Here is a 12,429-nt window from a genome sequence, read left to right on the forward strand (position 1 = left end):
GTCACTGAATGTTGACGTCGACGCTGGCCGGCAGATCGATACGCATGAGCGCGTCGACCGTCTTCGGCGTCGGGTCGAGGATGTCGATCAGCCGCTTGTGGGTGCGCATCTCGAAGTGTTCGCGCGAGTCCTTGTACTTGTGCGGCGAACGGATGACGCAGTACACGTTCTTCTCGGTCGGCAACGGCACCGGCCCGACCACACGGGCACCGGTGCGGGTCACCGTCTCGACGATCTTGCGCGCAGACGCATCGATCGCCTCATGGTCGTAGGCCTTGAGCCTGATGCGGATCTTTTGTCCCGCCACGCTGAGTGTCCTTTTCTCCGCTTAGCTTTCGCTTTTCGGTGTGGAGGCCGCTTGCGGAAGTCGCCTTCCGAAGCACCCTCATTTGCATGCCCGAACCTGAGAAATCACAGCTGACGCAATCCGTCCAGACCCGACCGGGGCTTCGACCCGATCCCTCGCCGCTGTTCATCTGTCATGGTTCTTCCGGTCCACGCGGTCGGGCGTGTCGCCCGTCTGCTCATTCCTCGGCCCTGGGCAAAATCTCTTCCCTTGGCCTCGGAACGTCGTCCCGGACGTATCCGCGCCGGACTCGACGGGATACAGAGTGGGTACTGCTCGCCCAACATCGACCGGACTGAATATCCGCAGGACATACGCCACCCGATGCAGGCAACCCGAACAGTATGCATGAGCCGTCGGGGCGACTTCAAATCGGGGTCCCTGTGACGTCGGCAACCCCGCTACCAGCGTCACCCCCGCCCCTGCGCCACAGTACACGGCCACTCGCGCCGCTATCTTACTCGAGAGTAAGGTAGCGGCATGACGAACGAGACCGCCACGTATCGCGGCTGGAAGAAGCTGCCCGACAATCGGCTCGGGCACGCGCTGTTCTCCCTGGGCATGGTCGCCCGGGTGCCGTACTTCGGGACCGTGGTGCCAAGCGTGACGCGGCTGGAACCCGGATTGTGCGAGGTCACCGCGCCGAAGTGGTTCGGCATCCACAACCATCTGGGCACCTTCCACGCCATCGCCGCGTGCAACCTCGCCGAGGTGGCGATGGGCATGCTCAGCGAGGCCACGGTGCCGACGACGCACCGCTGGATCCCCAAGGCCATGAACGTGCAGTACCTGACCAAAGCCGAGTCCGGCCTGCGCGCCGTCGCGCGGTTGGCGGAGATTCCGGACTTCGCCGCGCTCACCGAGGGGCAGGACGTGGTGGTCCCCGTCTCCATCTACGACAAGAAGGGTGTCGAGGTGGTGCGCGCGGAAATCACGACGTGGGTTACGCCCAAGTAGTGATGCCGCTCGCGGTCGCTGGGACGCCCGCGGCATTGCTGATTGAATGAGGCTCATGGGTGCTCGGTCTGTCCCGGACGCGGATGTGTGCGTGGTCGGTCTCGGGCCGACCGGGCGGGCGCTGGCGCATCGGGCGATGCGGGCCGGGCTGACCGTGGTGGCGGTGGATCCACGACCCGATCGGTTGTGGCCGCCGACCTTCTCCTGCTGGGCGGACGAACTGCCGGAATGGGTGCCGGACAGCGCGATCGCGCAGCGTATCGAGGCCCCGGTGGTGTGGACGAAGGCCGAGCATCGCATCGAGCGGCCGTACTGCGTGCTGTCGAAACAGGGCCTGCGCGACGCACTTTCGCTGGACGCGGCGACCGTGCTGGCCGGGCGCGCCACCAGCGTGGACGCGCATCGGGTGGAGTTGAACGACGGGACCGCCGTCAGGGCGGCGGCGGTGTTCGATGCCCGGGGCCTGCCCTCCCCCGGCACTCGCCGGACCGCGAGCGCGCACGGCATCTTCGTCGATGCCGACCGGGCCGCGCCGATGGTGAGCGACGGGCGAGGGCTGCTGCTGGACTGGCGCGACGAGAACGGGGCGGGTCCGGACGAGCCGCCGTCGTTCCTGTACGCCGTGCCGCTCGGCGACGGCAGGGTGATCTTCGAGGAGACCAGCCTCGGCCTGCGCGGCGGGATGCCACAGCGCGAACTGCGCCGCCGCACGCTCAATCGGCTTGCCGCCCATGGCATCCGGCTGCGCGGAGACGAACCGAGCGAGGCGGCGCACTACCCGCTGGACCAGCCGCCGCCGAAACGCGGTGCGGGCGGGGCGATTCCGTTCGGCTCCCGGGGCGGGATGATGCATCCGTGCACCGGCTACAGCGTGGCCGATTCGCTGGCGCTGGCGGACACCGCGATCGACGCGCTGCGAACCGGCACGGATCCGGTTGCGGCACTGTGGTCTCGGCGCGCGCGGCTGGTGTACTGGATGCGGATGCGCGGGGTGTACGGCCTGGGGCGGCTGACCACGGCGCAGTCCATCGCCATGTTCGACGCGTTCTTCACCGCCTCGCCGCGCCGCCAGCGCGCGCTGCTCTCCGCACACGACGACTTCGCGCCCCTGGCGGCGGTGCTGTTCATGACGGTGGCGCGGACCTGGCCGTTCCGGTGGCGCTACGACCTGGTCGGCTGGACCAACCGGAACCGCTGGGTGGGTTACGAATACGCCGCGGCGGAGCTCACACCCAGTTCTCGATCCAGTACTTCCAGATGATCGGGGCGTAGCCGGCCAGCGGAGGGACCCGGATGTCGGTGCCGGTCAGCGCCGCGGTGGTGTTGCGGTGGTCGAACCAGCAGCCGAACTCGCTGTGTTCCAGCACTTCTCGGGGGACCCCGAGCCGCGGCAGCGCCCAGGCGACGCCCGGCAGCCGCATCATCGTGTCGAGGGTCTGCTTGGGCATCACCTCCATCAGGTGCGGCACCCCGGCCTGATCGGCGAACAGGTTGAGCACGTCGGCGACGCTCTGCCGACGCGGGTCGACCAGGTGGAAGGTGGTTCCGGACGCGGCCGGGCGGTGCGCGATGTGGTCCAGCGCGCGGGTGACGAAATCGACCGGCACCATGTTGGTTTCGCCGAGTTTGGGCACCAGCAGGGGCAGGATCCGAGGCAGCTGCGTGGCCATGCGCAGCAGCCGGAAGAAGTAGTACGGCCCGGCGGCACGGTCGATCTCGCCGGTGCGGGAGTGGCCCAGCACGATCGACGGGCGGTAGATGCGCCACGGCACCCGCGCCTGCTCCCGCACCAGGCGCTCGGACTCGAACGCGGCCCGCTGCCGCGGGGTGCGCAGCGCCTGGCCGATGTCGAACATGCCCTCGGTGAACGGGCCCTCCGCCGCCCCGGCCACCTCTACTGTCGAAACATGGTGCAGGACTTCGGCTTCCAGGCGCTCGGCCACATCGACCACGTTGCCCGTGCCGCGCGGGACCGTGGCGTCCGGACCGGCGGCCAGGTGGAAGACGTGGTCGATGCCGCCGCGCTGTGCCGTGAGCCAGGCCGGGTCGATGCCGAGGCCCGGCGCGCCGAGATCGCCGCGCACGGGGCGGACCCGCTCCCCGCCGCCCCACTCCCGGGTGCACCGGTCGAAGCGATATGCCGAATCTGCACCGGGGCGCACCAGCACGTAGACCTCGTCGCTACGTTTCAGCAATTCCGGAACGAGATATCGCCCGATGCACCCGGTCGCGCCAGTAACCAGGTAAGCCATGTCGTCAGAGTAGCGGGTAGCGGGTACCAAGATCGGTAGGTGAGTTGCGAGCCGTTCGCCGGATTGCTAGCGATTACGCCGGATCGTGTGCGTCCAGCCATTCGTCGAAGGTCGGTCCCGCGATGATCGCGGCCGGTCCCGGGAGTAGTGCGCCGTCGGCCTGGAGATGATGGTTGGGGTCGTCGGTGAGGATCACCTCTTCGACATAGGTGGGGGCGCCGCGCCGCGCCGCCAGTTTCGCCGAGGCGGCGGCGAGGTTCAGTTCGTGCGGACCAGCGATCTCGATCAGGTCCGCAGCATCCGGCTCGACGACCATCGCGGCCAGGCGCTCCGCGACCGTGCGGGCGGCGACCAGGCGCGTCCGCATCTTCGGGACATACGCGGTGTCGCCCTGGGTGGTCCAGTCCAGCATCATCTCGGTGAACTCGTGGAACTGCGCGGCGCGCAGGATCCGCACCGGCACCGGACCCTCTCGGTAGGCACGCTCGTGGGCCACCTTTCCCGCGTAGTGCCCGGCGGGGAACTCATCGATTCCGATGATCGACACCAGCACGATTCGTCGAACCGCCGCGTCGGCCGCGGCGCGCTGGACGTTGTGGGCGATTGTGCGGAAGTAGTCGACGACCTCCTCGGTTTCGGTGGTGGCGGCGTTGGTCGCGTCGACTACCGCGTCCGTATCCGACAATGCGGAGGCTAGCCCTCTACCGCTGTAGGCGTCCACGCCTGCCGCACGGGTGGCTGGGAGGGCGTCATGTCTCTGGTTTTTCAGAATGTGGACAACTTGGCGGCCGATCCGGCCGCTGGCGCCCAACACTGTTATTCGCATTGGATTCTCCCTTGGTTTGTTGGTTCTTGAGGGAGACGGGGCTTCATGGCCAGGTGTGACATTTCGGTGCGTGGCGGGTGGGTGGGCGTGGTGGTTGGGTTGGGTGGGGATCGCTGCTGTGTTTTTGGCCTTCGCTTCGCTTCGGCGGGTTTTCGGCGCCCTTGGTCTCGGTTTTCGGGTGCCGTTGCTGGCTCCTTCGTCGCATTGCAACGGCACCCGAAAACCGAGACGCGCCGAAAACTTGCGGGGTTGGCGTGCTACAGGGGAGGTTTTTGGCGGAGGGGGGTGCGTGGGGTGGATAGGTGCGGCGTTGCGCGTGGTGTGCGGGTGGATAGGTGCGGCATCGCGCGTGCTGGGTGGGGGTGTGGGATTTCGTGTACGGGGGTGGGGCGGCTGCGGGTGGGAAGGGTTGACTTACTGCTCTCAGGTGAAGGCGGGCTTTCGTTTTTGCAGCATGGCTGTGGCGCCTTCCTGGAAGTTTGGTGACTGTAGTAGTTCGATCTGGCCGGTTTTTTCGGCTGAGAGGGCATTGTCCAGCGTGTTCAAGGTGGCTTGGGTGAGTGCTTGTTTGGTCAGCTCCAAGGCTCGGCGTGGGCCGGTGGATAGTTTGGCTACTGTTGCCTCTACTTCGGTGTCCAGTTCCTCGGGGGGAGGACTCGGGTGAGGAGGCTGTGGTTCTTCGCTTGGGGGGCGGGGAGGCGCTCTCCGAGTAGTGCCATTTCGGTGGCTACGGAACGGCCGGCGGCTGCGGCGACCATGGCTGCGGCTCCGCCGTCGGGCATCAGGCCGATGTTGATGAAGGCGAGTAGCAGGTAGGAGTCGTTGCTTGCGTAGGTGAGGTCGGCGGCCAGTGCGAGGGCCACGCCGATGCCGGCTGCGGCGCCTCGTATTCGGGCTACCACTGGTACGGGGGCGTCTACGATCGCTCGCACCAGGCGGTTGGCGGCGTCCATGGTCATTTCGGGAGTGATGCCGCGTTGCGCTTCGGAGGCGGTGGCGGACAGGTCAGCGCCGGTGCAGAAGTCGGCGCCTTCGCCGGTGAGCACGATGACTCGCACCGAGGGGTCGACTGCTGCGAAAACGTTGCCCAGTTCGACCATCGTGTCGTAGCCGATAGCGTTCTTGCGCTTGGGGTTGGTGATGGTGACCCGCAGCACCGGTCCGTCGTGGACGGCTGTGAATCCGGCGTGGTCGGTGGTGCTCATGGCAACTCCCCAGGAAGGCCGCCGGTGTCGGCGACGACACGAGAATGGTGGTTAACTTTGCGAATTGTGGTTAACTTAGGTTGACTTGTCCGGCGCTGTCAACAAGGGCGGCACGGCAGAAGGAGAGGTGTATGGTCGCGGATCGCAGCGAGGCCGGACTCGCTTCCGCGCGACCGGACAGCTCGCCGAACGGACGCGGCGAGCGGCGGACGCCGGTGCAGCGGCGGCCGAAGAACCGAAAAGCGCAGATCGTGCGGGTTGCGGCGCGTGCCTTCAGCGAGCGCGGCTACCACCCGGTCGGCGTGGACGAGATCGCGGCCGAGGTCGGCATCTCCGGTCCCGCGCTGTACCGCCACTTCACCAACAAGTACGCGCTGCTGGTCGCGGCCGCCGAGGCCGGAGCCCAGCAGTTGCTGGACACCGCGCGGGGCGCCGACGACCCCCTGCTCGATCCGGAATCGCGACTCACCGCACTGATCCGGGCGCTGGCCGAGCACACCATCGACGTGCGGCGTGAGGGCGGGCTCTACCGCTGGGAGCGCCGATACCTGGGCCCCGAGGACCGCGCGCGCATCCGGGTGATCTACACCGGCCTGCACGAAACCGTGGAGAACGCGATCGCACCGCTGCGCCCGGACGCGTCACCGCTGGACATCCAGATCCTCGCGACGGGGATGCTCGGGGCGATCGGCAGCGTCACGGCCCATCGCACCGCGCTGGCCACCAGCCGACTCACCGATCTGCTCCAGGACATCTGCCGCGCGATCCTGCACACCGAACTCCCGCCGCCGCCCGGCCCGGCCACACCGGATTCGGCCGTGCGCGGGCTGCCGCTGAGCAGCAAGCGCGAGCAACTGCTCACCGAGGCGATCCGCATCTTCGGCCGACAGGGATATCACGAGGCCAGCATCGAGGAGATCGGCGCGGCCGTCGGTATCAACGCCTCCAGCGTCTACCGCTACTTCTCCAGCAAGTCCGACCTGCTGGCCGCGGCCTTCCACCGCACCGGCGAGCGGGTCGCGATCGCCAACTCCGAGGCGCTGGCCGAGGCGACCAGCCGCGCCGACGCCGCACTGCGCATCGCGGCCCGCTTCGCGCGGCTCACCTTCGCCATGCCGGAGATCCTGCCGGTCTATTTCGCCGAGTTCTCCAATCTGCCCGCGGCAGAACAGCAGAAGCTCCGTTCCATCCAGCGCCAGAACGTGCTGGAGTGGGCGCACCTGCTCGACGGCGACCCGGCCGAGGCGCGCTTCCGCGTGCACGCGGCCATCGCCCAGGTCGTCGACGTGGGCCGCCGCATGCACTTCGACAGCCGCCCGGAGAGCCTCGCCCGCATGCAGGCGCTGATGAACGCCGCTCTGCTGGGCGAGGATTCGCCCGAGATCGCGGGCTGACCGCGCCCGAACTCAGGCGGTTTCGGCGGCGCGGCGGTAACCCCGGACGGCGGGGTAGGCGAAGACCACGATCATGCCGACGGTCCACGCGATGGTCTTGAGCAGGGGCGCGGCGATGGGCCCGTCCCAGGCCAGCCCGCGCATGGCGTCGACGGCGGTGCTCATCGGCTGGTTCTGCACCGTCTTCTGCAGCCACGGCGGATAGGCGTAGGTCGGGACGAAGCCGGAGTTGAAGAACATCAGCAGCGTGTTGACGATCGCGATGATGTTCACCAGTAGTACCCCTTCGGACACCGTGGCCAACGCCGTCACCATGACCGCGAACGCGACGCCGAACAGCACCGGAATGGCGATCATCGCCAGCGAGGCCAGCGGCCCGTTCCAGAACCGGAAGCCGATGCACACCCCCACCGCCACCACGAGCAGCGTGGAGATCAGCACCCGGATGGCCTCGGCCAGCAGTCGTCCGGTGAGCCCGGCCGCCCGGTGAATCGGCATGGTCCAGAACCGGCTCAACAGGCCGGTGATCTTCTCCGTCCGGAAACCCAGCGCGCTCACCACCGCACCCGACATCGCGGCCACCAGCGTGATCATCGGCACCGTGCCGTAATAGCTGGGCATGCCGGTGGCGTTCTCGATCATGTAGCCCAGCACGACCTTGAACATCAGCAACGTCAGCACCGGGTAGATCAACGCCTGCACCGTGGTCGCCGGATCACGCGACCACACCAGCAGCAGCCGCCGGCATTGAATCAGGCTGTGCCGCACCCACGTCGACAGCGCGCGCTCCGACTGGGGCGGCACCACCGGCAGCGGCGATTGTCCGCCGAACGACTCGACATCCTTCGCAGCGATGTCCGCACGCTCCTCACCGATATCCCGCGTCACCGTCGACTCCGCCGTTCCCGCCCTGCTCACGCCCGCCTCGTATTCGCCCAGACCGCCAGCGGCACGAACGCGATCGCCAGCGCCGCCAACCACACCAGCGGCACCCACAGCACCTGCCAGCTCACCCCGTTCTCGGCCATATCGCGCATGGCGAAGGAGAACTGCGAGATCGGCTGGTTCCGGACGAACGGCCGGATCCACGCCGGGAAGCCCACCTCGGGCACGAAACCACACGACAGCATGCCGAAGATCAAGGTCGGCAGCGTCAACGCCTGGCTCAGCGACTCGGGGCTCTTGGTCAGACTGCCCAGCCCGTCGGCGCCGATCGCCAGCACCGTGCCCACCGCCAGCGAGAAGACCAGGAACAGCACCGCCTGCCCGAGCCCGGCCACGAACCGGAACCCGATCACATACCCGAACAGGACCGCGGCGGCCAGCGACGTCACCGATCGGACCAACCCGGCCGACAGGCGCGACACCAGCGGCACCAGACCCCCGATCGGCATGGTCTGCATACGGCTGTTGAGGCCGGTCAGCGCCTCCATCGCGGCGATCTGCGCATTCGACATCATCGTGAACGCCATGGTCTGCAACACGATGATCGGCATCACGAACTGCGCGTAATCGATGCCGCCGACCTTCATCACGAAACGCAGCGGCAGATAGAAGCCGACGGTGAACACCAGGGGCGTGATCACGGCGACGATCAACTCGCCCTTGGTCACCATGGTCCGCACGAGCCGTCCGGTCAGCGCCCGCCACTGCGCGAAGCTCGACGGCCGCGCGGGCGGCATATCGGCGAACAGCCGGGTCTCGGCGGTCGCGGTCGGAGCACTCACTGATTCCCGCCCGAATGCCCGGTGATGGAGAGGAACACATCGTCGAGCGAGGGCCGGCGCAGCGCGATATCGGCCAGCTCCACCCCGGCCGCGTCCAACCGGCGCACCGCCTCGGCGAGGGTCGCCGCGCCGTCGGGGGCCGGTATGGATACGCGGTCGGCGCCGTCGGCGAGCAGGTCCGTGCGCACGGCCTCGGGGAGCAGTTCGCCCAGCGCGTCGGCGGCGGTGCGCAGTTGCTTCGGGTCCAGCGGGACCACCTCGCAGTAGCTGCCGCCGGTCTTCTCCTTCAGCGCGTCGGCCGTGCCCTCGGCGATCACCGCGCCCTTATCGATGACGATGATGTTGTCGCTGAGCACATCGGCTTCCTCGAGGTACTGCGTGGTGAGCAGCACCGTGATGCCCTGCCGTTTCAGCGCGTTCACCAGATCCCAGACGCCCTGGCGGCTGCGCGGGTCCAGGCCCGTGGTCGGCTCGTCGAGGAACACCACCTCCGGCCGGACCACCAGCCCGCACGCGATGTCGACGCGCCGCCGCATGCCGCCCGAATAGTGCCGCACCGCACGCTTACCCGCCCCGACCAGGTCGAACTCCTCGAGCAGGGTGTCGGCGCGCTGCCGGGCAGCCTTCTTGGCCAGGCCCATCAAGCGGCCGAACAACTCCAGGTTCTCGCGGCCGGACAGATTTTCGTCCAGCGCCGCGTACTGCCCGGTCATCATGATCGAGCGCCGCACCCCCGCCGGATCGCGCAGAACGTCGTGACCCGCCACCATGGCAGTCCCCGAGTCGGGACGCAGCAGCGTGGACAGGATCTTCACCGCGGTGGTCTTGCCCGCGCCGTTCGGGCCGAGGATGCCGAGCACGCTGGCGCGCTCGGCGGTGAAACTGACACCCCGCAGCGCGTGCACGTCACCGAAGGACTTGCGGACCTCCGACACCACCACGGCCGGCTCCGAAACCACCGGGACCGCATCGGCCACGACGCGGTCGGCAGTGTCCGCGACCGGCCCGGCCGTCTCCGGCTTCTCGGGGGGTTGCGGTTCCGCATTGTCCAAGCTCGGCATCAACTCTCCACTATCGACCGGGCAGCGACCGGTGTGTCCGGAACGCCGTTTGCACGCCTCGGTAGGTGATCCCATCCACCTGCCGCGATGTTACTGTGTTTAATTGCCGTGGCTTCGCCGCGGCGGGTTTGTGGCGCCCTTGGTCTCGGTTTTCGGGTGCCGCTGCTGGCTCCTTCGTCGCTTCGCAGCGGCACCCGAAAACCGAGACGCGCCACAAACCGTGGTGGTTGCGTGGGGGTCACAAACCGTGTGGTTGCGTGGGGGTCACAAACCGTGTGGTTGCGTGGGGGTCACAAACCGTGTGGTTGCGTGGGGCCGCAAACCGTTCTGGTTGTGTGGAGGGGCCTTTCTTTGCGGGGGGTTCGCGAGTGGCCCGCGGTTGGGGCGTGAGTGTCGTCTTGTGGTTCGTGAGTGTGGTCTTGCGGGGTTGGGGTGGGCGCGGGATAGGTGTTCTGCGGCAATGTAATTGCGGGGCTTGCGGTTCGGGGGCAAACGGGCGGTACCCAAAACGCGGGCACGAATACGTGTGGCGTTACTCACATTTCAACCCCTATTGCGGGCTGCTCACGGATCGGTGCTGGTCGGCAGACAGACCGGGTGGTCTGGCCGGGTAACCGATTCTTGTCGGTGACCGGGCGCGCCCATAGTCTGGCGGACAGGGGAATTGAAGACACTCACCTGTCTGCGGCAATCGCGATCCGGTCGGGGAGGACCGGTTGCCGGAGCATTCGCCAGCGAGAGGGTGACCAATGGCCGAGTCGGCGCGCCGCACGGCAGCGCACACGGGAGGGACGGTCCGCCCGAAAGTGCTCACGTCCTTCGACCCTCGCACGGGCGAGGCCGTGGGCGATTTCGCGATGATGGGCACCGGCGAGGTGACGCGCACCGTCCGGGCCGCGCGGGCGACCGAGAAATGGTGGGCGGCACTCGGATTCGTGGGTCGGCGGCGCTGGCTGCTGGACTGGAAGCGCGCCATCGCGCGCAATGCCGGGGAACTGGTCGACATCGTGTGTGCCGAGACCGGTAAGCCGGAGGTCGAGGCGGCCATCGAGGTCATGCTCGCGGTGGAGAACCTGGACTGGGCGGCCCGCAATGCCGAACGAGCGCTGGGCCGCCGCCGGCTCGGCTCCACCTGGCTCACCCGCAACCAGCGCGCCTCGGTCGGGTACCTGCCGCTGGGCGTGGTGGGGGTGCTCGGCTCCTGGAACAATCCGGTCTTCAGCCCGATGGGGTCGATCGCCTACGCCATGGCCGCGGGCAACGCGGTGGTGTTCAAGCCCAGCGAACTCACCTCCGGCGTCGGCGTCTGGCTGGCCGAGAGCTGGAGCCGGTTGGCGCCGAATCAGCCGGTACTCCAGGTGGTCACCGGCGACAGCAGCACGGGGGCGGCGCTGTGCCGCGCCCGGCTCGACAAGGTCGCCTACGCCGGTTCGGAGAGCGGTGCGCGCGAAGTGATCTCGCTGTGCGCGCAGTCCATGACACCGGTGGTGGTGGAGCACTGCGGCAAGGGCGCCATGGTGGTACAGGTCGACGCCAAACTCGACGACGCCGCCGAGGCCGCCGTCTTCGGCGCCATGTCCAACGCGGGGCAGAGCCCCACCGGCATCCAGCGCGCCTACGTCGCCGAGTCGGTGTACGAACCCTTCCTCGACAAGGTGATGGCGCAGGCGCGCAAGCTGCGGCCGGGCGGCGACCGCCGCGCCTCGTACGGCCCGATGATCCTGGAATCGCAGGTCGACATCGTGCGCCGGCAGGTCAAGGACGCCATCGCCCGGGGCGGCCGGGCCGTGGTCGGCGGGCTCGACTCCATCCGGGAGCCCTACATCGAGCCGATCGTGCTGGCCGACGTGCCCGAGGACAGTTCGGCGATCACCGGCGAGGCGGTCGGGCCGGTACTGATCGTGAACCGGGTCGCGACCATGGACGAGGCGGTCGAGCGCATCAACGCCGCCGGACAGGGCCTGGCGGTGGCGGTGTTCACCCGGGACGTGCGCGCGGTGCCGGAACTGGCCGACCGCATCAGAACCGGTGTGGTGACGGTCAATTCGTCGATGGCCTCCGCGGGCATCCCGTCCATGCCGTTCGGCGGCGTCGGCGAATACGGCCAGGGGCACGCGCACGGCGAGGCCGGGCTACGGGAGTTCAGCCGTACCCTGGCCATCGCGCAGAAGCGCTACCGCGCCCCCGTCAACCTGACCACCTTCGACCGCCACCCCCGCCACCTGCGCTGGGCCAAGGCCGTCTTCCGGATCCGGCACGGGCGGTAGGTCGCCGGTCAGCGCGCGCAGCTGCGCAGGGAGTCGATGTAGGCCGTCATGGCGTCGCGGTTGCGGGTGAGCAGCTCGATGCGGTGGGTCAGCCGGTCGCGCTGCTGCTCGAGGGTCTCCAGGATCTCGGCATCGGCGTCGGCGAAATGGATATCGCTCGGATCGTCGAGGCAGGGCAGGATCTGCTTGATGAGCCGGGTCGGCAGGCCCGCCTCCAACAGGCCGCGGATGTGCAGGACCTGTTCGACCAGGCGCTCGTCATAATCCCGGTAGCCGTTGGCGGCGCGGGCCACCCGCAGCAGCCCCTGGTCCTCGTAGTAGCGCAGCAGGCGCGGGGAGGTCTCCGTGCGCTCCGCCAGCTCGCCGATCCGCATATGCCCTACCTCACAACAAC

General features: G+C 68.2%; 11 protein-coding genes and 1 pseudogene. 4 read left to right on the forward strand and 8 right to left on the reverse strand.

Features of this window, described 5'->3' with window-relative positions; translation table 11 throughout:
- Position 1: 1 nt before the first annotated feature.
- Positions 2-307 (reverse strand): 30S ribosomal protein S10, encoded by a 306-nt coding sequence (rpsJ, locus tag ACFMRZ_RS18335; RefSeq protein ID WP_003938093.1) that lies wholly within the window; start codon positions 305-307, stop codon positions 2-4.
- A 519-nt stretch (positions 308-826) separates the two neighbouring features.
- On the opposite strand from rpsJ, the gene ACFMRZ_RS18340 reads away from it, so the two are divergent.
- Both ACFMRZ_RS18340 and ACFMRZ_RS18345 read left to right on the forward strand, forming a co-directional pair.
- A complete protein-coding gene (locus ACFMRZ_RS18340) occupies positions 827-1,303 on the forward strand; it encodes a hotdog fold domain-containing protein (protein WP_400180111.1) in 477 nt (158 codons plus the stop codon).
- 55 nt (positions 1,304-1,358) lie between these two features.
- Positions 1,359-2,564, forward strand: coding sequence for a lycopene cyclase family protein (locus tag ACFMRZ_RS18345; RefSeq protein WP_400180112.1), 1,206 nt, complete (start codon positions 1,359-1,361; stop codon positions 2,562-2,564).
- On the opposite strand, the gene ACFMRZ_RS18350 is transcribed toward ACFMRZ_RS18345, so the two are convergent.
- The 3 genes and pseudogenes from ACFMRZ_RS18350 to ACFMRZ_RS18360 form a co-directional block, all read right to left on the reverse strand.
- Complete coding sequence (locus tag ACFMRZ_RS18350; RefSeq protein ID WP_400180113.1) at positions 2,530-3,555, reverse strand: SDR family oxidoreductase; 1,026 nt, start codon at positions 3,553-3,555, stop codon at positions 2,530-2,532. The two genes, ACFMRZ_RS18345 and ACFMRZ_RS18350, sit on opposite strands and share 35 nt — an antisense overlap.
- A gap of 73 nt (positions 3,556-3,628) precedes the next feature.
- On the reverse strand, positions 3,629-4,381 hold the full coding sequence (locus ACFMRZ_RS18355; RefSeq protein WP_400180114.1) for an SDR family oxidoreductase: 753 nt from the start codon (positions 4,379-4,381) through the stop codon (positions 3,629-3,631).
- Between the two features lie 423 nt (positions 4,382-4,804).
- A pseudogene (locus ACFMRZ_RS18360) lies at positions 4,805-5,586 on the reverse strand (enoyl-CoA hydratase).
- A gap of 131 nt (positions 5,587-5,717) precedes the next feature.
- On the opposite strand from ACFMRZ_RS18360, the gene ACFMRZ_RS18365 reads away from it, so the two are divergent.
- Complete coding sequence (locus ACFMRZ_RS18365) at positions 5,718-6,980, forward strand: TetR/AcrR family transcriptional regulator (protein ID WP_400180115.1); 1,263 nt, start codon at positions 5,718-5,720, stop codon at positions 6,978-6,980.
- A gap of 12 nt (positions 6,981-6,992) precedes the next feature.
- Here the strand turns inward: ACFMRZ_RS18365 and ACFMRZ_RS18370 are convergent, their stop codons facing one another.
- From ACFMRZ_RS18370 to ACFMRZ_RS18380, 3 genes are read right to left on the reverse strand one after another with little or no spacing between them, the layout of a single operon-like run.
- Positions 6,993-7,835 carry an ABC transporter permease gene (locus tag ACFMRZ_RS18370; RefSeq protein WP_400182900.1) on the reverse strand — a complete coding sequence of 281 codons (843 nt, stop codon included), beginning with the start codon at positions 7,833-7,835 and terminating at the stop codon, positions 6,993-6,995.
- 59 nt (positions 7,836-7,894) lie between these two features.
- The gene (locus ACFMRZ_RS18375) at positions 7,895-8,662 is read right to left on the reverse strand and encodes an ABC transporter permease (RefSeq protein ID WP_280275535.1); all 768 of its coding nucleotides are present in this window, start codon (positions 8,660-8,662) and stop codon (positions 7,895-7,897) included.
- Positions 8,663-8,703: 41 nt separating this feature from the next.
- Positions 8,704-9,768, reverse strand: coding sequence for an ATP-binding cassette domain-containing protein (locus ACFMRZ_RS18380; RefSeq protein WP_280275532.1), 1,065 nt, complete (start codon positions 9,766-9,768; stop codon positions 8,704-8,706).
- Positions 9,769-10,517: 749 nt separating this feature from the next.
- On the opposite strand from ACFMRZ_RS18380, the gene ACFMRZ_RS18385 reads away from it, so the two are divergent.
- Positions 10,518-12,035: an aldehyde dehydrogenase family protein gene (locus tag ACFMRZ_RS18385; RefSeq protein WP_280275531.1), complete on the forward strand. Its 1,518-nt coding sequence runs from the start codon at positions 10,518-10,520 to the stop codon at positions 12,033-12,035.
- A gap of 8 nt (positions 12,036-12,043) precedes the next feature.
- On the opposite strand, the gene ACFMRZ_RS18390 is transcribed toward ACFMRZ_RS18385, so the two are convergent.
- Complete coding sequence (locus ACFMRZ_RS18390) at positions 12,044-12,409, reverse strand: MerR family transcriptional regulator (protein ID WP_400180116.1); 366 nt, start codon at positions 12,407-12,409, stop codon at positions 12,044-12,046.
- Between the last annotated feature and the right edge of the window lie 20 nt (positions 12,410-12,429).

Source organism: Nocardia sp. N2S4-5 (assembly GCF_044628355.1).
Taxonomy (GTDB): Bacteria; Actinomycetota; Actinomycetes; order Mycobacteriales; family Mycobacteriaceae; genus Nocardia; species Nocardia wallacei_B.

What these genes read in the sequence shown, in the direction of transcription:
- ACFMRZ_RS18355 (WP_400180114.1), bottom strand. Translation starts at nt 4,381, where the DNA reads ATGCGAATAACAGTGTTGGGCGCCAGCGGCCGGATCGGCCGCCAAGTT.
- ACFMRZ_RS18365 (WP_400180115.1), top strand. Translation starts at nt 5,718, where the DNA reads ATGGTCGCGGATCGCAGCGAGGCCGGACTCGCTTCCGCGCGACCGGAC.
- ACFMRZ_RS18345 (WP_400180112.1), top strand. Translation starts at nt 1,359, where the DNA reads ATGGGTGCTCGGTCTGTCCCGGACGCGGATGTGTGCGTGGTCGGTCTC.
- ACFMRZ_RS18390 (WP_400180116.1), bottom strand. Translation starts at nt 12,409, where the DNA reads ATGCGGATCGGCGAGCTGGCGGAGCGCACGGAGACCTCCCCGCGCCTG.
- ACFMRZ_RS18385 (WP_280275531.1), top strand. Translation starts at nt 10,518, where the DNA reads ATGGCCGAGTCGGCGCGCCGCACGGCAGCGCACACGGGAGGGACGGTC.
- ACFMRZ_RS18380 (WP_280275532.1), bottom strand. Translation starts at nt 9,768, where the DNA reads ATGCCGAGCTTGGACAATGCGGAACCGCAACCCCCCGAGAAGCCGGAG.
- ACFMRZ_RS18350 (WP_400180113.1), bottom strand. Translation starts at nt 3,555, where the DNA reads ATGGCTTACCTGGTTACTGGCGCGACCGGGTGCATCGGGCGATATCTC.
- ACFMRZ_RS18340 (WP_400180111.1), top strand. Translation starts at nt 827, where the DNA reads ATGACGAACGAGACCGCCACGTATCGCGGCTGGAAGAAGCTGCCCGAC.
- ACFMRZ_RS18375 (WP_280275535.1), bottom strand. Translation starts at nt 8,662, where the DNA reads ATGCCGCCCGCGCGGCCGTCGAGCTTCGCGCAGTGGCGGGCGCTGACC.